General features: G+C 38.9%; 19 protein-coding genes, 2 tRNA genes and 1 pseudogene. 12 read left to right on the forward strand and 10 right to left on the reverse strand.

All coding sequences use genetic code 11. The features are described from left to right. Window positions 1-27: 27 nt before the first annotated feature. The 7 genes from HLV59_RS13220 to HLV59_RS13250 all read left to right on the forward strand — a co-directional run bounded on the left by HLV59_RS13220 (window position 28) and on the right by HLV59_RS13250 (window position 7,571). Window positions 28-798: a nuclear transport factor 2 family protein gene (locus HLV59_RS13220; RefSeq protein WP_016802970.1), complete on the forward strand. Its 771-nt coding sequence runs from the start codon at window positions 28-30 to the stop codon at window positions 796-798. A gap of 55 nt (window positions 799-853) precedes the next feature. After that, complete coding sequence (locus tag HLV59_RS13225; RefSeq protein WP_001277426.1) at window positions 854-1,573, forward strand: FadR/GntR family transcriptional regulator; 720 nt, start codon at window positions 854-856, stop codon at window positions 1,571-1,573. A gap of 65 nt (window positions 1,574-1,638) precedes the next feature. Then, window positions 1,639-2,346 (forward strand): cache domain-containing protein, encoded by a 708-nt coding sequence (locus HLV59_RS13230; protein ID WP_171430153.1) that lies wholly within the window; start codon window positions 1,639-1,641, stop codon window positions 2,344-2,346. A 187-nt stretch (window positions 2,347-2,533) separates the two neighbouring features. Continuing rightward, on the forward strand, window positions 2,534-3,865 hold the full coding sequence (locus HLV59_RS13235) for an APC family permease (RefSeq protein ID WP_171430154.1): 1,332 nt from the start codon (window positions 2,534-2,536) through the stop codon (window positions 3,863-3,865). Between the two features lie 19 nt (window positions 3,866-3,884). Next, the gene (locus HLV59_RS13240; protein WP_171430155.1) at window positions 3,885-5,330 is read left to right on the forward strand and encodes an NAD(P)/FAD-dependent oxidoreductase; all 1,446 of its coding nucleotides are present in this window, start codon (window positions 3,885-3,887) and stop codon (window positions 5,328-5,330) included. Between the two features lie 147 nt (window positions 5,331-5,477). Next, on the forward strand, window positions 5,478-6,836 hold the full coding sequence (locus HLV59_RS13245; RefSeq protein WP_171430156.1) for an amino acid permease: 1,359 nt from the start codon (window positions 5,478-5,480) through the stop codon (window positions 6,834-6,836). Window positions 6,837-7,211: 375 nt separating this feature from the next. Then, entirely contained in the window at window positions 7,212-7,571 is a 360-nt protein-coding gene (locus HLV59_RS13250) for a hypothetical protein (RefSeq protein ID WP_016141827.1), read from the forward strand. A 158-nt stretch (window positions 7,572-7,729) separates the two neighbouring features. Here HLV59_RS13250 and HLV59_RS13255 read toward each other — a convergent pair whose 3' ends face one another. The 8 genes from HLV59_RS13255 to HLV59_RS13290 all read right to left on the reverse strand — a co-directional run bounded on the left by HLV59_RS13255 (window position 7,730) and on the right by HLV59_RS13290 (window position 14,936). Next, the gene (locus tag HLV59_RS13255) at window positions 7,730-8,410 is read right to left on the reverse strand and encodes a DUF799 domain-containing protein (RefSeq protein WP_163120194.1); all 681 of its coding nucleotides are present in this window, start codon (window positions 8,408-8,410) and stop codon (window positions 7,730-7,732) included. Beyond that, a complete protein-coding gene (locus tag HLV59_RS13260; RefSeq protein WP_031947715.1) occupies window positions 8,407-8,775 on the reverse strand; it encodes a DUF4810 domain-containing protein in 369 nt (122 codons plus the stop codon). Before HLV59_RS13260 ends, HLV59_RS13255 begins: the two co-directional genes overlap by 4 nt. A gap of 17 nt (window positions 8,776-8,792) precedes the next feature. Further along, the gene (locus HLV59_RS13265) at window positions 8,793-9,464 is read right to left on the reverse strand and encodes a CsgG/HfaB family protein (RefSeq protein WP_031947714.1); all 672 of its coding nucleotides are present in this window, start codon (window positions 9,462-9,464) and stop codon (window positions 8,793-8,795) included. A gap of 66 nt (window positions 9,465-9,530) precedes the next feature. After that, complete coding sequence (locus HLV59_RS13270; protein WP_171430157.1) at window positions 9,531-10,091, reverse strand: TetR/AcrR family transcriptional regulator; 561 nt, start codon at window positions 10,089-10,091, stop codon at window positions 9,531-9,533. Between the two features lie 639 nt (window positions 10,092-10,730). Then, a complete protein-coding gene (locus tag HLV59_RS13275) occupies window positions 10,731-11,237 on the reverse strand; it encodes a hypothetical protein (RefSeq protein ID WP_171430158.1) in 507 nt (168 codons plus the stop codon). 174 nt (window positions 11,238-11,411) lie between these two features. Then, window positions 11,412-12,290, reverse strand: a complete 879-nt coding sequence (locus HLV59_RS13280) for a MetQ/NlpA family ABC transporter substrate-binding protein (protein ID WP_016144690.1) — start codon at window positions 12,288-12,290, stop codon at window positions 11,412-11,414. Window positions 12,291-12,730: 440 nt separating this feature from the next. Continuing rightward, window positions 12,731-12,820: transfer RNA gene (locus tag HLV59_RS13285), tRNA-Ser, on the reverse strand. A gap of 85 nt (window positions 12,821-12,905) precedes the next feature. Then, window positions 12,906-14,936 (reverse strand): NADPH-dependent 2,4-dienoyl-CoA reductase, encoded by a 2,031-nt coding sequence (locus HLV59_RS13290; protein WP_171430159.1) that lies wholly within the window; start codon window positions 14,934-14,936, stop codon window positions 12,906-12,908. A 296-nt stretch (window positions 14,937-15,232) separates the two neighbouring features. Here HLV59_RS13290 and argG point away from each other — a divergent pair, with 296 nt between their 5' ends. Next, on the forward strand, window positions 15,233-16,591 hold the full coding sequence (gene argG / locus HLV59_RS13295) for an argininosuccinate synthase (RefSeq protein ID WP_080648655.1): 1,359 nt from the start codon (window positions 15,233-15,235) through the stop codon (window positions 16,589-16,591). 61 nt (window positions 16,592-16,652) lie between these two features. Here the strand turns inward: argG and HLV59_RS13300 are convergent, their stop codons facing one another. After that, window positions 16,653-17,915: a GGDEF domain-containing protein gene (locus HLV59_RS13300; protein ID WP_016144687.1), complete on the reverse strand. Its 1,263-nt coding sequence runs from the start codon at window positions 17,913-17,915 to the stop codon at window positions 16,653-16,655. Window positions 17,916-18,064: 149 nt separating this feature from the next. Here HLV59_RS13300 and pyrC point away from each other — a divergent pair, with 149 nt between their 5' ends. The 4 genes and pseudogenes from pyrC (at window position 18,065) to HLV59_RS13320 (ending at window position 22,141) form a co-directional block, all read left to right on the forward strand. Then, window positions 18,065-19,099, forward strand: a complete 1,035-nt coding sequence (gene pyrC, locus HLV59_RS13305) for a dihydroorotase (protein ID WP_016144686.1) — start codon at window positions 18,065-18,067, stop codon at window positions 19,097-19,099. Beyond that, entirely contained in the window at window positions 19,084-19,746 is a 663-nt protein-coding gene (rnt, locus tag HLV59_RS13310) for a ribonuclease T (RefSeq protein WP_016144685.1), read from the forward strand. Before pyrC ends, rnt begins: the two co-directional genes overlap by 16 nt. An 18-nt stretch (window positions 19,747-19,764) precedes the next feature. Beyond that, window positions 19,765-19,840 (forward strand) — tRNA-Glu (locus HLV59_RS13315). A gap of 187 nt (window positions 19,841-20,027) precedes the next feature. Further along, window positions 20,028-22,141 (forward strand): annotated as a pseudogene (locus HLV59_RS13320) (TonB-dependent siderophore receptor). A gap of 40 nt (window positions 22,142-22,181) precedes the next feature. On the opposite strand, the gene HLV59_RS13325 reads toward HLV59_RS13320, so the two are convergent. Continuing rightward, window positions 22,182-23,426 carry an NADH:flavin oxidoreductase/NADH oxidase family protein gene (locus HLV59_RS13325; protein WP_125739118.1) on the reverse strand — a complete coding sequence of 415 codons (1,245 nt, stop codon included), beginning with the start codon at window positions 23,424-23,426 and terminating at the stop codon, window positions 22,182-22,184. Between the last annotated feature and the right edge of the window lie 135 nt (window positions 23,427-23,561).

The raw sequence follows: 23,561 nt of genomic DNA on the forward strand, positions 1-23,561 counted from the left end.
AACAATGCGTTTTGAAAGGAGATCAAAATGAATAAGCAAGAAATGAAAGACTTGGTGACTAAAGCCCATCACGAGCTATTTAATTTGCACGACACCACTGCTTTAGACCGTTATTTTTCTGAAGACTTTATAGAGCACTCACCACTCGTTGCAAATGGCATTTCGGGCCTTCGCCAATTGGTAGAAGACTGTCCTGACATGCAACATGAAGCTGTGCGTGTATTGGCAGATGGTGACTTGGTTGCAATTCATGGCCGCTTTCAAGGCTTAGATGAGAACCCATTGGTTGGGTTTGATATTTACCGAGTGAAAGATGGCAAAATTGTGGAACATTGGGACGGTCTTGTGGCAGAAGCCGCACCAAATGTGAGTGGTAGAACACAATTAGATGGCCCAACCGAAATCGTAACTCACCATGACCCAGAGAAAAATCGTGAGATTGTGACCTCGTTCTTTAAGAAGTCATTAATTGATGGCAACTACGAAGCATTTAAAGAATACACTCACGACGATCAGTTCATTCAACATAGTCCGGACATTGGCGATGGTGTTAAAGCAGTCATTGATTTTTTGAACAATATCCGTAATGAAGGACAAGGTTTGGTATACTCCAAAACGCATCGCTCCATTGCTGATGGTCAATTTGTGTTGACACATTCCGAAGGAAGTATTGCCGGAAATCGACATGCCTATTTTGAATTATGGCGAGTCGATAATGGCAAAATTGTTGAACTTTGGGATGCAATACCAGCTGTGCCTGAAGATGAACAGGCAGTCCATCAATATGGCGTGTTTTAATCATTTATCCGTTTCATTAAGCTAAGTCTCTGACTTAGCTTTTAGAGAATTCGCCATGTCAGCATATACGATAATTTTTGCACCTATCGCTCAGGCAACTCGATCGGAACAAGTTGTAGAACGCTTGGAAAATGCAATTATCTCTGGATTGCTTAAAAGCAATGAACAACTTCCTAACGAGGCGGATCTAGCTCGCTTAATGGGAGTGTCACCCATTACCGTACGTGAAGCTTTAAATACTTTACGCGTAAAGGGTCTGATTGATACACGACGCGGGCGAAACGGTGGAAGCTTTGTTTGTGAGTTACCTTCCGATTTACTCTTAAACAAGCATCCTCTACGTCAAGCTTCCAATGAATATCTAGCTGATTTAGGCGAGTTTCATAGTGCAATTTTAAGTCATGGTGCATATTTGGCAGCACAAAGAACTACTGAATATGAACTGGGTAAAATCAAAGAGCTTATTGATCAATTTGAACAGGCCGTTGAACCAGACACACGTGCCCAACTTGATTTACGTTGTTTGTTAACACTTACCTCTTTTGCTCAATCAGCTCGACTGGCAAATCAAGAGTTAACCATACAAGCCGAATGGGCACCGCTCATTGCTGTGCTTTACCAAGATGATCAATTTCATCAACTGGTCGTCGCTCAATACCACCAACTTTTATCATCTTTTGTTCAAGGCAATGAAGATGATGCTGTTATTCAAGCGCGAAAAATCATTTCGATGCTAACAGACCAAATGCTTCGATATAAGTTATCTATTGAATAAAAACAATAAAGTAGAGCACTTATAAAATATCGAGTGAGAAATACGGAATTTTAGGAGTTATAGGAATGACCCAACATTTAGATATAGAAGAGCTTCAAAATTTGTTAAAGACGGTGGTTGAAGAAACGACAACCATTACAGAAAAGCTGGCAGCTAAAGCGAGTAAAATTCTTTCAAAACATGAACCTGAAAAAACCAAAGACGTTAAGCTTTCAGGTTCAGAACGCACAGCTTTGCAAAAGGAAATTAAAAAGGCCTTACAGGAAAGCCATTATAGTCAAGGCATTGGTTTTGCAAGTTATAGCCCTGCAACGCAAGAAGAGCAAGATTATTGGACACTCGAATGGTGGTATAAAAAAGAAGATCAGTTACAGCAAGCCAAGCTTGAAAACTATCAAAATGCTCAGCGATTTTTAGATTTCCGCTCTTTTGAATGGTTCCATAAACCTGCTCAAAATAAAAGTCCGTGCATCCATGGGCCATATGTCGACTATATTTGCAATGGCGCATACACCATCACCCTTGCCCATCCAGTCATGATTCGTGATCAATTTATCGGTGTAATTGCTACCGATATTTTAGTTTCCGCACTCGAAAAAATTCTTATGCCGAAGCTTAAAAACATAAAACAAAAAGCAATTGTGATTAACGACTCTTCTCGAGTGATTACTTCAAATGACATCACCATCAGAACAGGCACATTATTTAAAGGCCAAAGCCCTGAGCAGGTTTTGTCACGACCGTGTCAATCTTTTCAACTAGTCGTGATCTAGAGTGAAGCCAAAAAATATAAATATTTGACTTTGCTTTAGGGCATCACCGAGGCAAAACAGCCACCCACTTTTGTACAAACTTTCTTCAAATAGACGTGTTTATTCAGGTCTAGGGGAAGTTTTGGCTCAAAAATAGCATCGCTTTTCCGGATGAAAAGCAAAACAACGAATTTGAGGTTGAAATGACATGGAAAATAAAACGTCTTCCTTAAAAAAACTGTCTCTTTGGCAAGTTACCATTATTGGTATTGCCTACATGACTCCCATGACGGTGTTCGATACTTTTGGTATCGTCTCTGGAATTACCAATGGACACGTACCACTGGCCTATTTACTCGCACTTGGCGCCATGTTACTCACCGCTTGGAGCTATGCAAGATTTAGTCAAAATTCAGAAAAATCAGGCTCGGCATACAGTTATACAGCTGAAAGTTTAGGGCCAAAAAGCGGTTTTTTTGTCGGTTGGTGTTCCCTACTCGACTATTTGTTATTACCTCTCATTAATGTTTTACTTGCTGCAATTTATCTCACCGCACTCATTCCTAGTCTGCCTTACTGGTTCTGGGTGCTTGTATCGGCGGGCCTAGTCACTTTAGTGAATTGTTTCCGCATTCGGCTACTTGCCAACCTAAGCCTCGTGTTTGTGTTTGCTCCGATTATCCTCATGGTCATTTTTGTTTATTTAGTGATTAAGGGTATTGGCTCGACCCAAGGTTATGAGCATGTGCTTACATTGGCGCCACTCTGGCATGAGCACCAATCTTTACTCCCCCTCGTTGCCGGTGCCTCAGTTTTGTGCTTTTCATTTTTGGGCTTTGATGCGGTTACTACGCTTTCTAATGAAACCAAACAACCCACCAAAAATATTCCTCGCGCAGTCATGTTAACGACTCTCGCTGGTGGGCTTATTTTCTTCACAGCCGCTTGGTTTATTCAGCTTTATTTTCCAAACAATCTTCGTTTTCAACACCCTTCAGAAGCGTTGCCTGAAATTGTGCTTTACGTTGGTGGTGCTTTTTTCCAATCCGTATTTTTATGCGGGCAAATTATGAACACTGTCGCCTCTGGCCTTGCCTCACATGCCAGTGCTTCACGTTTACTGTATATAATGGGCACCGATAATATTTTTCCTAAAAAGTATTTTGGGACAATTCACATCTCCTTAGGTACACCGTTTTTTTCGGTTTTATTTGTTGGTCTTATTTCAATGTCCGCGGTTTTTTTAGACTTAGCCCAAGTCGTCAGCCTGATTAGCTTTGGTGCGCTAGTCGCTTTTACAGCCGTAAATTTCTCAGTTTTTATGAAGTTTTATATTAAAGATAAACAGCGCTCAGGGTTTAAAAATAAATTTCTAAACCTCTTTTTACCGCTTATCTCTGTGATCAGCATTATTTGCCTCTGGCTAAATCTGGACTCATCTTCACTGATTTTTGGATGTTTCTGGTTAGCTTTGGGCATTCTTTTATTTATCTATAAAACGATTAAAAAACAAAGCATTGCTATTAGTAATGCTTATTAATTTTTAAGGAACTTTTGTCATGAAAATTATTTCTAAACCTCAACTTTTAAAAGACGTGGAATATAAACCAAGTAAATCTCTACAAGTGGGCAAAGAGTGGAGTTGGTTAAATCCAAAGCATGCAAAATTTGACGCAACAACTGTAGAAGGTGCATCGGCAAATAATCCAGCAAACTACTATGAAAGCTCACTTTCTGATTGGCATACCTTTGACAGTTTAAAAGCTGATATTGAATGCGATGTGGTGGTTATTGGCGGTGGTTTATTGGGTTCATCTACGGCCTTACATTTAGCTGAACAAGGTGTAGATACCGTTTTATTAGAAAAAAACCGTGTAGGTAGCGCAGCTTCTGGTCGAAATGGTGGACAACTCACCCCTGGTCTAGCTCGTTGGGAAGCCCAAGAAATGGCCGATCGCTTGAGTTATGAAGATGCAAAAAAACTCTGGCATTTTACCTCTACGGAAGCCATGCAGCTGATTGATGACATCTCAGAAAAATACCAACTCAACTTTGACCGAAAACATGGTCACATTACTGCCGCTGTTCATGAAGGACATTTGGTTGGTTTAACACAAGGCGCCGATGCACGAAAATATTTAGGTGAAGACCATACCCGTATTGTGGGTAAACACGAACTTATGGACTTTATTAAGTCTGATTATTACACAGGTGGTTTAATTGATGAGTTGGGTGGACAAATCCATCCTTTAGCTTTAAACCGCGGTTTAATTTATGGCTTTTGCCAAAATGGCGGTACTGTTTATGAACAAACAGAAGTCCTTTCAATAGAAGAAAAAGCAGATGGTATTTATGTTCAAACAGCAACTGCTGTCGTGAAAGCTAAAAAATCTGTGGTATTGGCAGTACACCATGCTTCGTTTAAACTTTTATCAGAGCAAAACAATACCACTATTCCGTTTTATACCTATGTTGCAACGACCGCCCCGCTAGAGCTTGATACAAAAGAGCTTTTACCATTTGGGCATCCAGTTTATGACACTCAGTTCCAGATTGATTACTATCGCCCAGTGTTTAACAACCGTTTACTATTTGGTGGCCAAGGCACAGGAACATGCTGGGGTCCAGAGAAAACTTTAAATTATCTAGAGCATCGCATTCATACCGTGTTCCCGCAAATTAAAAATCTAGAAATGGATTTTGTCTGGAGTGGAACCACTGATTTAACCGTAAATGGCGCTGTCGATAGCCGTAAGTTTGGCAATAAATTCCCAATTTATGCTGTTCACGGCTGGAGTGGTCATGGCGTTGCACAGACGGTACGTATTGGTAAAGCTATTGCGAATGACTTTGTTGGGCAATCTAAAGATTTTGAAATGTTATCTAAAATTGATCATCAAAATATTATGTTTGGTCGTACCCTTGCACCCGTTGTTATTCCGCTCGCAAAAAGTATGTATGGCATCGGCGCAATGATTAATCCGGGCAAAATGGTATCTTTCTAATTTATAAAATAACCAATTTTCAAAAAAAGGATTCGTATAGCTTTATATGGATCCTTTTTATTTAGCTGAGTAAAATCCTTTTCAAACTAGGTTATCCCTAGCCAATCTATTACAATAGCGCCAGCTTTTTTATTCAGCGCATATATTTTGAGCAATTCATCTTCCCAATTAAAACGCGGACTTAAAAATCGCCATATCCAGTTAATTGCCATGGGTGGTGCTGTCGGGACAGGTTTATTTTTAGGCTCTGCACAAGTCATCCAGTCTGCTGGTCCTTCTATTATTTTAGGTTATGCCATTGTCGGTTTGGTCGCATTTCTAATTATGCGCCAAATGGGTGAAATGATCGTAGAAGAACCTGTGGTTGGTTCCTTTAGTTACTTTGCACAAAAATATTGGGGCAAATTTCCTGGTTTTTTATCGGGCTGGAACTATTGGGTGGTCTATATTCTGGTCGCGATGACCGAGCTGACAGCAGTTGCTAAATATGTGCATTATTGGTGGCCCCACATTCCTGCGTGGATATCAGCCTTATTTTTCTTTGTTTTAGTCACGTGTTTGAACTTAGGCAATGTTAAGTTTTATGGTGAATCCGAGTTTTGGTTAGCCATTATTAAAGTTGTAGCGGTTATTGCCATGATCGTGTTTGGCTTATATTTATTGCTTACCGCAGGTAATGATTCTATCGCTAGCTTTGCAAACCTATGGCAGCATGGCGGATTTTTCCCACATGGATTCTCGGGCCTATTTTATATGCTGGCCTTCCTAATGTTTGCCTTTGGCGGTATTGAACTGATCGGGATGACTGCCGCTGAAGCCGAAAATCCTGAAAAAAGCATTCCACAAGCCATTAACCAAGTCATCTTTCGAATCTTAATTTTCTATGTGGCTTCGCTTGCCATCATTATGTCGCTCATTCCTTGGAATCAGCTTGACCTCGGTGGTTTAGATAAAAGTCCATTTGTGATGATTTTTAGCCATCTTGGTATTGGCTGGGCAGCGCATTTACTTAACTTTATTATTTTGACGGCTGCACTGTCGGTTTATAACAGCGGTATGTATGCAAACAGCCGTATGTTATACGGACTCGCAGTACAGGGCCACGCATCCAAGATTTTTACAAAAGTAAGTAAACAAGGGGTTCCAACACCTGCTGTTATCTTTTCTTCTATACTAATTTTTGGTTGTGTATTACTGAATTATTTTATCCCAGAACAAGCTTTAAGCTATCTCATGTACATGGCTGTAGCTGCACTAGTTTTAAACTGGGCAATCATTAGCTTTACTCATTTAAAGTTTAAACGCGCCATGAAACTTGAAAATAAAGTTGCCAAATTCCCTGCTCTGTTTTCACCTTTGAGTAACTATATTGTTTTGATTTTTATCGGCATGATTTTATATATCATGTGGATTAAAGGGTTTGAAAAATCTGTTATTTTAATTCCAATCTGGATTACATTCATGTTTGGACTATATAAATTTCTGAGTTGGAAAAAAGCACTCTAGTATTCAAAAAAGGCTTATTCAAACAGGATAAGCCTTTTATCATTTAACAGTTCGTCACCCTGAGCAACTTCAGAAAATCTATTCAAAAAACCATTCACATTCTATTCATCATTATTGAATTGCTCTCTGCTAGACACATGGATATGTAAACCTTAGTCATTCTAAACATTGGTATTTAATGAGATAATTATTAAAGTACAAGTGTTTACATGATCTATAAATATTTGTGTCAATGTTCAGCTAAAATCAAAGCAGACCAGTTATCGTTACGATCACTCAATAGGCAAAAGATACTGCATCGCAAGACAGGCTCTTTACCCACTTTACTGATTTAGCCCTCAACTGTGTCACTCAATGATGAAGACAGGAAATTTTATGGAAAAAGCTCTGCAATGTCCTAAGTGTGGTTCTACAGAAATTGAAGCACGTGACCATGACAAATTACTTAGAACAACTGGCGGTGTTTTACTGACAGCTGCTGGCACAACAGCAGGTACGGTAGGCGGTGCAGCAACTGGCGCGACTGTTGGAGCAGCTATCGGTACTGTTGCTGGCCCTTTAGGTGTGATTGTTGGTGGAACTGTAGGGACTTTTGTTGGTGCCATTAGTGCAGGAATTACTGGCGGTGTCGTTGGTAATATTTTTGGTAAAAAAGCAGGCGTAATGATCGATAAAAATATTTTTCAAGACTATCGCTGCTTGAAATGTAAGTATCGTTTTAAGCAAAAGAAGTAAAACGAGTTAAGCAGGAAAACTAGTTGCTCTAGCTCTCCTGTCTAACCAAAAAATTTAATAAACCATCTGGAATAATAATTTTTTATATAGCGCTCCATATAATTAATATATGAAGCAGCCTATTTTTAATAAAGTAACACTTTAGCTAAGACTTTAATTTACTTAGCTACTACTCCATCTTGTTGATACTTTGGTGAACGTGGGCCATATAACAACCCCATACCCGGATTATAATTAGTCGGGGTAAAAAGTTGAGTATTTACCATACTCGCTAATGGATAAGCGCGATCAGTTAAGCTGCCAGCAATCTGTTCCACTAAAGCACCAACGACCATTCCGATTAAACCCGCATTACCATCATTACTTGCTTGAACAAGTTTTTTCTCACCTGTCCAAATCACATCTCCAGTTTTTAAATCAACAAGCTTTGCATCAGCACTTACTGTCGCGACACTCTGAATTACTTGATATTTAGAACCATATTCTTTAATTCGAATATATAAAGCTGCATCTGCACCAAAAATCTCTTGTAATTTCTGAGGTGCAATAGACTGAGCATCACTGCCATTAGTTACACCATTCTCTTTAAACATATTGTCTACGACAGAGATGGGGAAAACGTAATAACCAGCTTCTGCAACAGGTGCCACTACAGTAGGCCAATAACTATAAGTCGCTTTCACATCAGGCGAATCATTGACTGGCGGTAATACCAAAATCGATTTTGGCATATGAGCTTTATAAGCCGTAATATCTTTATTAGGCGGTGGAGTAACAGCACATCCCGTAAATGCAAGGCTAGAAATAACCAAACCAGCAATTAGAAATTTCTTCATCATGATTTTGTATACCCACCATTAGCATTCATTTTTTGCAATAAACGATCCATTAAAACTGTAGATTCTGGATATACTTGTCGTTCAAGTTGGAAATACTCGATTGCTTTTTGAGAGTTATTTTCTTGCAAATATAATAATCCTAAATGAGCATATAAACCTGGTGGAACAGCTAAGCCCTTACCTTTAGTTTTTTCAATTTCAGCTTCTAATTTTGTGATTTGCGTACTAGGTGTCGCTTTCTCAGGTGCGCTATACATCAAATAAGTTTGATGAGTATAAGTTCCCCAATTATATAAAGGTTGAGGACCAGCGGCACAACCAACCAATCCCATAGCAAGAAAACTGCTTAAAAGAATTTTTTTCATTTAACACATATCCAAAATTATTGAACTGACCAACGGTTATTTTGAATATCTGTCACAAGATTATTAACTGCTTCACGAACAGCTAAATCTAGTACCTTGCCATTTAAAGTAGAATCATAAGAAGCTGTAGAGCCAAAACCTAATACTTCACGAGCACCTAATGCATATTCACCCGCACCTTGTACTGAATGCACAACTTCTGATGTTTTTACATCAACAATATTTAAATTAACTTTTGCATAAGCAACTTGCTGTTTACCGCGACCTAAAATACCAAATAATTGCTGATCACCTACTTCTTTGCGACCAAACTCAGATACGTCACCAGTAATAACATAACGAGCGCCTTTAATAGATTGACTTGTATTGCTATAACCAACTTCTTGTTTAATCTCAGATAAGTTGTCACGATTTAAAACTGTAAAATAACCAGTTTGCTGTAAATGTGTCTCAAGAATAGTTTTCGCCTGTCCGCCTAGGCGGTCTACATTATCAGAGAAAACACCTCTCATATAACTAGAGCGATTATCAAATTTACCAATCGAAACTGGAGCTTTTACTCCCGTATATTTAATTTGTGATGTAGCTACAGTTACTTGTGGGCTTTGTATCGTTCTTGAAGTTTCAGTAGTTGAACAAGCAATTAAACTGAAAGAACTCAAAGTAGTAATGATTAATATTTTTTTCATATTTACTCTATAATGATTAAAAAATATAAAGAATACATATTATATACAAAAAGACTATCAATTAATCTAACAATTTAACCATCGAGTAAAAAAATAATCCAACAACTTCTCCCTTTCACCAGCTTTATTCGGTTCTAAAAGTTGGATGATTGCACCATCAATCATAAATAAAATCATCTTAGCATCGGGTTTCAAGCCACGACTTTCTAAACTAAATATCAGATCAAAAAGCTCTCGTAGCAGCCATTTTCTATAGTCAATCGCCATTTGATAGGCTCTCGGATAAAGCAGTTTTATTTCAAAAATGGCCTTAAATAGCAAAAAGTAAAAGCTATTTAAATCGACATGTAAAAGAAAAATTTCTTTGAGTTTATCGTGGGAATTTGGGTAGCGATGCGAATAAATAATTGCCAGCACTTCTTCTTTTAGCCGACTTTTTTGAAAGGCTATGCATCTTTCAATGAGCCTCTCTTTGGACTGAAAATAATTATAAAAAGTTGCCTTCTGAATTTTGCATTTTTTGATCAGAAGGTTTACCCCAGTATTGTGAAATCCGTAAAGATTAAATAGCTGTATTGAAGTACAAATAACTTGTAATTTTTTGGTAGATATTTCTGAATGAGGCATATTTTTACCGTTTTAAAATAAGTTCTTGTTGTAGGTGAGATACTTTTTTGGGAGAAAAAAGGCACAGCAAAGCCGTGAAGACTGTGCTTGGCACATCTCAAATTTTATTGTTGCTAAGTTTTAGTCGTGACGATTTAAAGCCTGAAAAGCCCAAGGGCCATCAAACCGCTTTAACGTTTAAGTTGTGTCGATATAGACTTTGGCAAAGGCTGCCAAGAAATAATGAATGTGCAAAGCCAACTCCTTTTTATTGGGAGTTCTGCCAAGTCATTAAAATTATGGTGGCAGAACGAAAGGGGGTTAGCAGACTGGCCGAAAAAACCCAGCACACCCGAAGGTGTCCCCCTCCCGTTCCGCCGCAGAGGGGGCACGAGGGTTCGTCACTAAAAGATTGCTCTTTTAATGCTTTTCGGAACGGTCTGCTAAAACCGACTGGCAATGTAGGCCAGCAGGCAAAGGATAGTGCTCCGCCCTTTTACAGTCAAGCACACAAAATGACATTTGCTTTAAATTAGATGATTAAAAAGTAAGGGTAAATAATGAGAGAGTTATTGTTAAATGGGGGTTTATAAAGCAGCTTAGTGATATGCTGCTTTGAATGTATGCAAGTGTTTTCTATAAGGGAAAATTATGTTGATTTTAGAAATAGTTTGAAAAGTGACCTCTAATAATCTTTGATTGTTTCTTCTTAAGAAGAATTAAAAATCCCCAATAACATAGACCAGGAAATAATATGAATATAATAAAAGATATATCGGTATACATCATCCACCATTTTGGAGATGCTTCTCCCTCCATAGATTCCATATAATTTATTTTTGGAGAAATTTCTCCTGTAAAAAGCCATCTTAAGAAAAAGAAAAATAGCGAGGTAATAATTACCGAATTAATACAGATAGTCCAGATGTTAAGATAAGTATAATGATTTAAAAGAATGGAAAAAATAAAGCTAAAGGGTACGGTCAAAATACAATAAGCTAAATAAACAAGACTATAACCTACAATACCAAGAAAAAATACAGAAAAGATATCTAAGCTAAGTCTAACGTTATCCACATCCATAAATTTAAAAAAGAAATGCCATAAAAGTAATGGCAATGGAGTAAGCAATAAAGCTTTTTTAATTTGTTCACTTGTGTATTTCATTAACTTGATGTTCTTATGTATTCAACAATCATATTGTGATTATATATTATTAAAGAAAGCCATAAATAATTCACTTAATAAATTTTAATCAAAATACAATGTACTAAATAAAACAAAGCTAAGTCTCGATTACCGTGACTTAGCTTTTAAAAATAATTTTAATTAAAAAATTACTTATTTGATGTCAGTAAACTCAGAAACAGGTTTGTTCACTTCAACTTTAGTGCCACCGAATTTTTCGCTCACAAACTTTTGAACTTTAGGTAAGTGATAAAGCTCACCAAGTTTCGTATAGATTGGGTCATTTTTATTTGCTTCAGCAACACCCAATAAGTTCACATAAAGCTTAGTAGACTGATCAATAGGCTCACGGAAGATCGCATCTTTCATTACATTTAAGCCACCTTCAAGCGCCAATGTATTACCGAGTACAATCGCATCTACATCGTTTTTAACACGAACTGCCGTAGTCATTTGAATTGGTTTTAATTTCAAATTCTTAGGATTTTCAGCAATGTCGTTTGTAGTTCCTTTTACAGGGTCAAAGTTCGGTTTAAGTTTAATCAGTTTAGCAGACTGTAATAATGTTAAAGCACGCGCTTCGTTGGCAGTATCGTTTGGAATAGCGATGGTCGCGCCCTGCGGGAACTCTTCAACAGATTTAACTTTATTTGCATAAATACCCATTGGCTCTAGGTAAGTTGTCGCAACAGCAGCAACTTTAGCAGTATTTGAAGCATTATAAGCTGCCAAATAGTTGAATGACTGGAACGCATTTACGTCTTGTTCACCACTTGCTACAGATGTATTAAGCACAACGTAGTCAGTCAGGTTAGTCACTTCGAGTTTAATGCCCGCTTGAGCAGTTTCAGGAAGCGTTGCAACGTATTTCCATACGTCAGTATCCGAACCTGTTGAAACCAATTTAATTGTACGTACCAACTCAGTTTTGTCTTTAGCTGGAGCAGTATTTTCAGTTTGTGCAGGTTGTTTGTTACATGCAGACAGTGTTAGTACAGATGCGCTGAACAGGACACTAAATAATTTTTTCATAGATATATCCTAAACTAGGAAATGCCTACTCTACGAAAGAGTGAGACATTACCAACCATTGGGTCAAATGCAATTTTTGGGTGGAAATAATATCCAGATATAGGGTTTAGAAGACTGAATTCAGCATTATTCCTTCCTTGAACTTACTCGCTGAACGATAGAATTATGTTTTGAATCAGTTTCTAAATATGGCCTCATCATATATCAATAAATGAATATTCTACAAATAACTTGTTCGATTCTGATATATAGACCTCTTATTGCTAAGATATTGAAAACATAAAATATATTATATAAAGATAGCAATTTTGATTAAAATATGTACTTATTTGATTTATATGAAATTTTCAGGATTTGTTAGCAATATTTAAGCTAAATCGAGTTGTAATTTTTATTCTAGGCATAAAAAAACCCCTGTTTTCACAGGGGCTTTTCGAATTTGGCGGAAGCGGTGAGATTCGAACTCACGGAGGACTCACACCCTCGTCGGTTTTCAAGACCGGTGCATTAAACCGCTCTGCCACGCTTCCATGTGCGTAAGAATACAAAGCTTATTCATTTTATTCAAGAAAAAAATCACCGCTTTGTGTTCAAGTGCATATTGTTTCATCAATTTTACAGTTGGGCAGCCAATTCTGCTCCTTCTTTGATCGCACGCTTAGCATCTAGCTCTGCTGCGAGCTTTGCACCACCAATAATATGATAGTTCGCGATCGTCGACTCACCTTCTTTTGGCATCAAGTCTTTTACCGACTCTTGGCCTGCACACACCACTACCGTGTCTACACGTAAAAGCTGATCTTGACCATTATGCTCAATCCAAAGCCCTTCGTCGGTAACTGCTTTATATTGCACACCACGCAACATACGGACACCATGTTTTTTAAGCTGTGCACGATGGACCCAACCCGAAGTTTTGCCAAGGCCAATACCGAGTGGTGTTGTTTTACGTTGCAATAAATAAATTTCACGGATTGCTGGTTCAATGACTGGCGGCTGCATTCCACCTTCAGAAATGTAGTTTGGGTCTGGATCCACACCCCATTCACGTTGCCACTCGGCTAAAGGTTGAGGCTGTGGTTGATGTGGCGGTTTAAGTAAAAACTCAGACACATCAAAACCAATGCCACCCGCACCAATCACTGCAACTTTTTGTCCAACTTCTGCTCCTTTTAGAACTTGAGCATAGGAAAGGACTTGCGGTGCATTACTTCCTTCAATTTTTAATGCACGTGGAATTACACCCGTTGCAACAATCACTTCATCAAAACCTTCACGTTCAAGCTGCTCACGGTTCACGCGAGTATTTAAACGTACATCCACCCCAGTTTTTTCGAGTTGGACTTTAAAGTAGCGAATTGTTTCGTGGAATTCTTCTTTACCTGGTACAACCTTAGCAAAGTTAAATTGACCACCTACTTCCGCCGTTGCTTCAAATAAAGTAACCGCATGACCGCGGCTTGCCGCAACGGTTGCTGCGGACATTCCCGCTACACCGCCACCTACAACTGCAATTCGCTTAGGTTGTTTGGTTTTTAAATAGACCAGTTCCGTTTCATGCCCTGCACGCGGATTCACTAAACATGACACACGCTTATTTTTAAAAGCATGGTCTAAACAAGCTTGGTTACACGCAATACAGGTATTAATTTCATCAACGCGGTTAGTCGCAGTTTTATTTACCCAAAATGCATCGGCCAATAAAGGACGCGCCATTTGAACCATATCTGCTTTGCCAGTTGCCAAAATTTCTTCGGCAGTTTCAGGCATGTTAATTCGGTTTGACGCAATAATCGGTATAGAAATATGCTGTTTTACATGCGCCGTGTAATCGACAAAAGCTGCACGAGGCACAGACGTGACAATGGTGGGAACACGAGCTTCATGCCAACCAATGCCGGTATTTAATAAAGTGACACCCGCTTTTTCTAAAGCTTTTGCAACAGTCACCACTTCTTGCATAGTGTTGCCGTCATGAACTAAATCGAGCAACGACAAGCGGAAACAAATAATAAATTTTTCGCCGACTTTGGCACGAATCGCCTTTACGACTTCAACTGGAAAGCACATACGGTTTTCAATATTACCGCCCCAACGGTCAGTACGCTGGTTCACATGGCTACTTAAAAACTGGTTAATGAGATAACCTTCCGAGCCCATAATTTCAACGCCGTCATAGCCCGCTTTTTTGGCAATGTCAGCACAATGTGCATAGTCATCAATCGTACTTAATATATTTTTGTCAGATAGTTCACGCGGTTTAAATGGTGAAATTGGCGATTTGATCGGACTAGAAGACACTGCAAAAGGTTGATAACCATAACGGCCGGCATGCAAAATTTGCATTAAAATTTTTGAACCATGCTTATGCACAGCATGGGTAACTAAACGGTGCTGTGGAATATCGGTTAAACCATTCATGGTTCCACCCATGGGTAGTAGCCAACCTTGTCGGTTTGGAGAAATTCCTCCAGTCACAATCAGGCCAACCCCACCTTTTGCACGCTCTTCAAAATAAGCTGCCAGTTTTGGGTAATTGTAAAAACGGTCTTCAAGCCCCGTATGCATGGATCCCATCACCACACGGTTTTTAATGGTGGTAAAGCCTAAATGTAATGGTTTTAATAAATTGGCGTAACTTGTCATGCTGCGTCCCAATAGTTTTTGCAACTTGTTGCATAGTACTTTAATACTTTTTTAATAATTTTGGATGACCATGCAAAGAAATTTATCGGAGCTTATGGTCAATCCATTAATTTAAGAACGATACTTCATTTAACTCTTCTTATTCTATAAATAGCCTTATATTTTTTATCAAATTAAAACTTCAAATCAGATCACGTGAATTAATGCTTTTTTTGCGAAAAAAAGCACCATGAATAGTGCTACAATAGCCGCCATTCAGAATTCTCAAGACCGCCTATATGGGGTCTTTTTCATAAATGTTAGGATTAGCAATGACTGATAATGCAACTATCTTGCAGCATGTACCAGTAGGCAAAAAAGTTGGGATTGCCTTCTCCGGAGGCCTAGACACTTCAGCTGCCTTATTGTGGATGAAACAAAAAGGCGCAGAACCTTATGCATATACTGCAAACTTAGGTCAGCCTGATGAAGATGACTACGATGCAATTCCAAAGAAAGCAGAACAATACGGCGCTGTAAAAGCTCGCTTAATTGACTGCCGCTTACAACTTGCGCTTGAAGGTATTGCTGCAATTCAGTGTGGTGCATTCCATATCAGTACAGGTGGCGTTCCATATTTCAATACGACTCCTCTCGGTCGTGCAGTAACAGGTACTATGTTAGTTACTGCAATGAAAGAAGATGACGTAAACATCTGGGGTGACGGTTCAACTTATAAAGGTAACGATATTGAACGTTTCTATCGTTATGGTTTGTTGACCAACCCAAATCTTAAAATTTATAAGCCTTGGTTAGATCAAAACTTCATCGACGAACTCGGTGGCCGTGCTGAAATGTCACAGTTCCTGATCGACAACGGCTTTGACTATAAAATGTCAAAAGAAAAAGCGTACTCAACTGACTCAAACATGTTAGGCGCAACTCACGAAGCAAAAGATCTTGAATACCTAAACGCTGGTATCAAAATCGTTGACCCAATTATGGGCGTTGCTTTCTGGAAAGAAGAAGTTGAAATTACGCCAGAAGAAGTGACTGTACGTTTTGAAGAAGGTGTACCTGTTGCATTAAACGGTCAAACTTTTGACAATCCGGTTGAGCTTATTCTTGAAGCAAACCGTATTGGTGGTCGTCATGGTTTAGGTATGTCTGACCAAATCGAAAACCGTATTATCGAAGCGAAATCTCGCGGTATTTATGAAGCACCGGGTATGGCCCTTCTTCACATTGCTTACGAGCGTTTAGTTACTGGTATTCATAACGAAGATACGATCGAACAATACCGTATTAACGGTTTACGTTTAGGTCGTTTACTTTACCAAGGCCGCTGGTTCGACTCTCAAGCGCTTATGTTGCGTGAAACTGCACAGCGTTGGGTGGCTAAAGCAATTACTGGTGAAGTGACGCTTGAACTTCGTCGTGGTAATGACTACACCATCATGAACACTGAATCTCCAAACTTAACGTACGAAGCTGAACGTTTAACAATGGAAAAAGGCGATTCAATGTTCTCGCCAATGGACCGTATTGGTCAGTTGACTATGCGTAACCTCGACATTACCGATACACGTGCGAAACTTGGTATCTATACTGATGCTGGTTTGCTTTCAATCGGTCAAGGTTCTGCTGTACCACAACTCGATAGCAAGAAAAAATAATTTTCTTACTTAATAAAAAAGCCACCGACAAAGGTGGCTTTTTTATTTCAAGCTTTAAAGTTTAAACAAGTTCCACTACTTCCAAAGGTTGATAATAAATTTGGTTACGACCAAGCTGCTTAGCCCGATACAAAGCTTGATCCGCAGCGTGAATTAATTTTTCCTGATTTACTTTAAAACCTTCTGTATAAACAGTAAAACCTAAACTAATCGTGACATGCTTAGAAACTAAAGATGCGGCATGAGGAATTGCTTGGCGCTCAATTGCTTTATAAATATTTGCAGCTACTGCATAGGCACCTTGAGCAGGTGTTTTCGGCAACAGCACCACAAATTCCTCTCCGCCATAACGGGCAACAAAGTCAACATGGCGAATCGAATTTTTAATTGCAGAGGCAATAGATGAAATCACCTTATCCCCCATTTGGTGCCCATAAAAATCGTTATAATTTTTAAAAAAATCGATATCTATAAATAAAACAGCTAAGGGACGCTTTTCTTGCTTTGCACGATAGTAAAAAAAGTCGAACATCTCATCAAAAGTACGTCGATTAGAGATATTCGTCAGTGCATCCTGCTGGCTTAAATGAAGTAATTCAGAAGCCTCAATACGTAAAATCTGTTCATTAAGTTCAGCAAGTTGATTATTTAAAAAAAGGCTTCTTTCTCTAGACGTGAGCATCGTACTAATTGAAAAACCTAAAATACAACTACCAAACAGCGCTCTTCCCAAAGCAATATAATCACAATTCGTTTGCAATAAAATCAATAGAGAAAAAACACAAATAGCTGCTGTCAAACCTACATAAAGCATATGCAGAGGCTTTATTCCGCTTAAAATAAAACCAAGCATATATAAAAAAGAAAGTAGCAACATAGACTGATTTTTAAGGGCGACATTTCCCACGCTAAGAAGCAATATTGCATTAATAATAATGGTCAAAAATACAATGCCACAGGCTGCGATATAAAAATATTCAGTAAGCCTTTTAAACTTTGCAAAGATCCAAAATAGTAGCAATGCACAAGCAATATTAATTGCACTCAGTAAGCAGTACACGAAGTCCCAAGTAATATACGGAACACCGATCACTAAATAGTCAGTGGGTAAAGCCAGTAAAATAAAAATGAGATAAGTTAAAATGCCGCTTGTTAAGAATTTAGAGATATTTTGTTTAGTTCGCTCAAGATTTAGACACCAGAACTTTTTTTCTAATTGATATGGCAAAGGTGTATTGGCATAACGATGGGTATGTAGAGTTACTAAATATTCTATTTCTTCTTTTGCTTTGAGTAATTCATGTACATTTCCCCTATTCGCCACTACTTGATTCCTGCCTCTTACACATTAACAAAATATAACATTATTTTTTAAGGCCTCTTCCGCTTTATTTTGCCATTTGTCCGTAATTCTCGTTACCATTTTCACACTTTATCGATTATCATTTGTTTTATTTCGAAGTTTGAACTGCCTTGGACTCTATTACCCTGCTCCAGCCAGATGATTGGCATGCACATTTACGTGATGGTTTAGCATTAAAACGTACTGTACCTGATTTGGCCAAACAATTTGCTCGTGCGATCTGTATGCCAAACCTTGTTCCGCCTGTAAAAACTGTGGAAGAAGCATTGGCTTACCGTGAACGTATTCTTGCACATGTTCCAGAAGGTCTTAATTTTGACCCGCGTATGGTGCTTTATTTTACTGATTTCACCTCACCAGACGAAGTTCGTAAAATTAAAGAATCTGGACATGTAAATGCCATTAAACTTTACCCAGCAGGCGCGACCACCAACTCTGATAACGGTGTAAGTGACATTCGTAAAGTTTATGCAGTCATTGAGCAATTAGAAGAACACCAAGTTCCGTTATTACTTCATGGTGAAGTGACTCATAACCACGTTGATATTTTTGACCGTGAAAAACGCTTCTTAGATGAAGTTTTATCACCGTTATTAAAGCAATTTCCAAAACTTAAAGTGGTACTTGAGCACATCACAACAAGCGATGCTGCACACTTTGTTTTAGAACAAGACCGCAATGTCGCTGCAACAATCACGCCTCAACATTTATTATTTAACCGTAATGATATGTTGGTGGGTGGTGTTAAACCGCATTTTTATTGTTTACCAATTTTAAAGCGTCAAACTCACCAGACCACTTTGCTTGAAGTTGCAACTAGCGGTAACCCTAAATTTTTCTTGGGTACAGATAGCGCACCTCACTCGCAAAATGCAAAAGAAAATGCGTGTGGCTGTGCGGGCTGTTATAGTGCGCCTAATGCAATTGAACTTTATGCTCAAGCATTTGACCAAGTGGGTAAATTAGAGCGCCTAGAAGGTTTTGCTAGCCACTTTGGTGCAGACTTCTACGGTCTACCACGTAATACTTCTACTATTACTTTGGTAAAAGAAGATAACCTCGTTCCAGAATCTTTTGATTATTTAGATGATCAAAAAATTATCCCGCTGCATGCCGGGAAAACGCTGCAATGGAGAAAAGTGTGACACAAGAAACCTCTGTCCCGGTCATTGGCCAACGTTTTCGTGGCTTCTTACCTGTTGTTGTTGACGTTGAAACGGCAGGTTTTAATGCCCAGACAGATGCATTGCTAGAAATTGCGTGCATTCCAATTGTGTATGATGCTCAGGGACAATTTGTCCCTGGTCCAGCATTTCATGCGCATATTAACCCGTTTGAAGGGGCTAATCTCGATCGCCGTTCGCTAGATTTTATTGGTATTGACCCATTCAATCCGATGCGTATGGCAATGGCTGAAGATGAGCGCACCGCATTACGCCGTATTTTTAAATCGGTGAATGAAGTCCGTAAACAGCAGCATTGTACGCATGCAGTGCTAGTTGGTCATAATGCGCATTTTGATCTTGGCTTTGTACAAGCAGCAATTGCACGCACAAGCACAAAAAACCAAAATCCATTCCATAGTTTTTCAGTGATGGATACGGTGACTTTAAGTGCTGTCATGTTTGGACAAACTGTGCTTGCGAAAGCCTGTATTCAAGCTGGAATTGATTTTGACGGCAAAGAAGCGCACTCTGCTTTGTACGATACTCAGAAGACTGCTGAACTGTTTTGCTATATTTTGAACAAACTGTCGCCTTACCTCCTTGACAGTTTGGTGGCGGCTTCTTAAGATACCGCCATCCTCAACGTCCCTATCGTCTAGAGGCCTAGGACATCGCCCTTTCACGGCGGTAACCGGGGTTCGAATCCCCGTAGGGACGCCATACTTTCTCCTTATAAAATCCTTTTCTCTTTTGCTTTTAAACATTCTGTTTATTTTTCTAATTTTCTGTATTTCGGAATAAAATACACTTGTACACATATATCACCAATCCAGTATTTCCTTTACATAGATTTACAATATAATAATTCCTATTTTTATACTGATATTTATTATCAACAAGGTTTTAAATGGATCTTAAGCTTCGCCTTCTCTCCCTGAGCATCGCTCAACTATGCTGTATTTCAAGTGCTTTCGCAGAAACCAATGGTTCCTCAACGACTCTTGCTACGATTAAGATTAAAGCCCAGCAAGCTGCTGACCAAGCCTATAAAGTCGATAGCTCAAGTAGCGCAACACGTAGCGAAGTCGCATTAAAAGATACGCCACAATCTGTCAGTGTAGTGACTCAAAAAGTAATTGAGGATATTGGTGCGACACGTTTAATCGAAGCGCTTGATTTGGCTGGCGGCGTTACTCGCGCTAATAACTTTGGTGGTCAAGGCTTAACAGGGTTTAACCTGCGTGGTTTCACTAGCGGTGAGTTTTACCGTAATGGATTCCCGATTAACCGTGGTTATCCAAATGCTCCTGATAGCAATACAATTGAACGTGTAGACGTTTTACGTGGTCCCTCTTCTAGCTTATATGGCCGTGGTGATCCAGGTGGTACGTTTAATCTAATTTCTAAAACACCGAAGTCTGAGCAACAAACCACTTTAGGTGCCCAGCTTAGCAGTGAAGGTTTATATCGCACTACTATAGACACTACTGGCACTATTCCAAATGCAGAAAACATCGGCTATCGCCTCAATGTGATTGCAGAAGGCGGTGACAGTTATCGTGATCATGTCGAGTCCAAACGATATGGAATTGCACCAGTCATCCAATGGCAAGCTTCTGATGCAACCAAAGTTACTTTTGAAGCAGATATATTACGAAATCAGCATCCACTTGATCGTGGGCATACGCGCTATGCAGGTCAGAAATCATTTAACAGTTCCCCCGAAACCTATTTGTGGGAAACAGGTAAATACAATAATCGACTCTACAATGATAATGACATGACTCAATTACGAGTTGAGCATGACTTGGGAAATGACTGGAAACTTAATGCGGGAGTGCAATATCTACATGGCAAATTGTATGGCTATGCGGTAGAGGCAAATGGCATACAGGCCGATGGAGAAACTTTAGACCGAAATTACAACTATCGAGAATTAAAATGGCAAGATACCGATGCCCAAATTAATCTAACAGGTAATTTCCAACTTTTAGGTCTAGCTCATACTTTAGTGACTGGGCTTGAATATGAAAACTACGATTACAAGTCATATATTATTCGTTCGGATCCTAAGTCAAATAACTATCCAATCAATATTTATGATCCAGTTTTAGGCCAACCTCTGCCTGAGCTTAAAAATATTACGACCCATGACCGCGAAAATTTAAAAACAACTGCCGTTTTTGCACAAGACCAAATCGATTTAAATGAGCGTTTAAGTGCGCTACTGGGTTTACGTTTTGAGCACTACGAACATGATTACAAAAACCTATTACCAAATACTGCAAACTGGAATACCAGTCATGATGCATTTATTCCACGTTTAGGTTTAGTTTTTAAAGCCCGTGATGATCTTTCAATTTATAGCAATGCTGCAAAATCGTTTAAACCAAATACAGGGGCTAGCCGTAATGGAGAGGGATTTGACCCAGAAGAAGGCATGGCTTACGAGTTAGGCTTTAAATGGCAAGCACTCGACAATATGCTATCGGTTGACTCCGCTATTTTCTATGCAAAAAAGAAAATGTCTTAACCCTCGATCCTGTAGATTCAGCCTATAAAGTTGCTGCCGGTGAAGTCCGTAGCCAAGGTATTGAGCTAAATATTGCAGGGCAAATCACTCCAGCTTGGAAAATTATTGGTGGATATGCCTATACAGATGCAGAAGTGACTAAAGACAACACTCTGCAAAAAGGAACGGCTTTAGCCAATATTCCAAAGAATAGTTTTAATCTTTTAAATATCTATGAATTTCAAGATGGCCCCTTACAAGGCTTAGGTCTAGGAATTAATCAGAAATATATTGATAAACGTGCAGGTCAAACAGCCAATAGTACTTACACCATGAAAGGTTATGCAGTTACAGATTTGGTTTCTTATTATCAGGCAACACCAAAACTTCGTCTTAACTTAGATGTGAAGAACATTTTTGATAAAGTTTATGATGAAAGTGCTTTCAATTTATATGCTTATCCGGGCGAACCACGTACCGTTCAGTTTGGTATGAGCTATACGTTCTAAAAAAATGCGCCATTTCAGTTAGTGAAATGGCGCATTTAGTTTATGCAGACTTACGCGAATTCACTTGTCCTTGAATCACCGCTTTAATATTGCCTTTGGCATAATTTAAAAACACCACAAGTGGTGAAAGTTTTGGATTTGGCTTTTTCCCTTTGCCAATCGTTTTAAATTGAGCTGCATACCAAATAATTTCCATAATTGCCATCTTATCGACAAATGGTAAGCCTGTTTTAATTGGTTTTACAGCATAGCGAACATCTTGTCCTGCAATTAAACGTTCTGTTAAATCAGTTTCTACTGCAAATGGACGAGCAATACCAATAAAGTCACAAGCACCACTTTCAAGTGCAGCGTTCATGCCTTCTACAGTACGGAAACCGCCTGTCACCATAAGTTTACAGTTAACATGCTGGCGGATTTTCTCTGCAAAATCTAAAAAGTATGCTTCACGTGCAATCGTGCTTGCTTTACGTTTATCCGCCTTAGCTCCAGCCATTGCTGGGGCCTCGTAAGTACCACCTGAAATTTCAATTAAATCGATACCCGCTTCATCCACTGCTTTAAATACTGAAATTACATCTTCTTCGCTAATACCACCGCGCTGGAAGTCGGCCGAGTTAAGCTTTACTGAAATGATAAAATTATCTGAAGTCGCTTCACGTACCGCTTTATAAACCTCGAGTAAAAAACGAGTACGATTCTCAACTGAACCACCCCATTGATCTGTGCGCTTATTGGTTAATGGCGATAAAAACTGACTGATTAAATATCCATGTGCACCATGTAATTGCACTCCTTCAAAACCTGCTTTTTCACAGATTTGAGCTGCTGTGGCAAAACGTTTAATAATATCTAGAATTTCATCATGAGTTAATTCACGTGGCGTTCCAAACATGGTTGCTAAAGCTGGGCTAAAAGGTACGGCTGAAGGCGCTACGGTTTCTTTATTTAAACCTTTTGGACACTGACGACCTGGGTGCGATAATTGAATCAACTGAACCATGCCATATTTCTTACCTAATGCCGCCCACTCTTTTAAGCGCTCTAGGTCACGTTCAGTTTCAATAACTACAACACCCGGTTCATTTTTTGCTCCGGCATTTACCATGACATTACCCGTAATTGCACAGCCAAGCTCACCTTTTGCCCATGCACCATATAGCCCCAAATGTAAGTCATTTGGTTGGCCTTCATAATTTGCAAGCGCTTCACTCATTGCGCCTTTAATAATTCGGTTTTTAAAGGTGGTATTGCGTATCGTGATAGGTTGAGCAATCTGGTTCATGGTAACCTCTTTTTTTGATTTTTAGAGCAATTACTCTAATTTAAATGAGTTATTGGGCATGTCAAGGCATAATCGATAACTGACAATAGCACATGTCAATTTTAAAGAATATAAAAATATGCAACTTTTTGCATA

This window comes from Acinetobacter lactucae (assembly GCF_013122135.1).
In the GTDB taxonomy this organism is placed as follows: Bacteria; Pseudomonadota; Gammaproteobacteria; order Pseudomonadales; family Moraxellaceae; genus Acinetobacter; species Acinetobacter lactucae.

What these genes read in the sequence shown, in the direction of transcription:
- HLV59_RS13220 (WP_016802970.1), top strand. Translation starts at nt 28, where the DNA reads ATGAATAAGCAAGAAATGAAAGACTTGGTGACTAAAGCCCATCACGAG.
- HLV59_RS13225 (WP_001277426.1), top strand. Translation starts at nt 854, where the DNA reads ATGTCAGCATATACGATAATTTTTGCACCTATCGCTCAGGCAACTCGA.
- HLV59_RS13230 (WP_171430153.1), top strand. Translation starts at nt 1,639, where the DNA reads ATGACCCAACATTTAGATATAGAAGAGCTTCAAAATTTGTTAAAGACG.
- HLV59_RS13235 (WP_171430154.1), top strand. Translation starts at nt 2,534, where the DNA reads ATGGAAAATAAAACGTCTTCCTTAAAAAAACTGTCTCTTTGGCAAGTT.
- HLV59_RS13240 (WP_171430155.1), top strand. Translation starts at nt 3,885, where the DNA reads ATGAAAATTATTTCTAAACCTCAACTTTTAAAAGACGTGGAATATAAA.
- HLV59_RS13250 (WP_016141827.1), top strand. Translation starts at nt 7,212, where the DNA reads ATGGAAAAAGCTCTGCAATGTCCTAAGTGTGGTTCTACAGAAATTGAA.
- HLV59_RS13255 (WP_163120194.1), bottom strand. Translation starts at nt 8,410, where the DNA reads ATGATGAAGAAATTTCTAATTGCTGGTTTGGTTATTTCTAGCCTTGCA.
- HLV59_RS13260 (WP_031947715.1), bottom strand. Translation starts at nt 8,775, where the DNA reads ATGAAAAAAATTCTTTTAAGCAGTTTTCTTGCTATGGGATTGGTTGGT.
- HLV59_RS13265 (WP_031947714.1), bottom strand. Translation starts at nt 9,464, where the DNA reads ATGAAAAAAATATTAATCATTACTACTTTGAGTTCTTTCAGTTTAATT.
- HLV59_RS13270 (WP_171430157.1), bottom strand. Translation starts at nt 10,091, where the DNA reads ATGCCTCATTCAGAAATATCTACCAAAAAATTACAAGTTATTTGTACT.
- HLV59_RS13275 (WP_171430158.1), bottom strand. Translation starts at nt 11,237, where the DNA reads ATGAAATACACAAGTGAACAAATTAAAAAAGCTTTATTGCTTACTCCA.
- HLV59_RS13280 (WP_016144690.1), bottom strand. Translation starts at nt 12,290, where the DNA reads ATGAAAAAATTATTTAGTGTCCTGTTCAGCGCATCTGTACTAACACTG.
- HLV59_RS13290 (WP_171430159.1), bottom strand. Translation starts at nt 14,936, where the DNA reads ATGACAAGTTACGCCAATTTATTAAAACCATTACATTTAGGCTTTACC.
- argG (WP_080648655.1), top strand. Translation starts at nt 15,233, where the DNA reads ATGTTAGGATTAGCAATGACTGATAATGCAACTATCTTGCAGCATGTA.
- rnt (WP_016144685.1), top strand. Translation starts at nt 19,084, where the DNA reads ATGGAGAAAAGTGTGACACAAGAAACCTCTGTCCCGGTCATTGGCCAA.
- HLV59_RS13325 (WP_125739118.1), bottom strand. Translation starts at nt 23,426, where the DNA reads ATGAACCAGATTGCTCAACCTATCACGATACGCAATACCACCTTTAAA.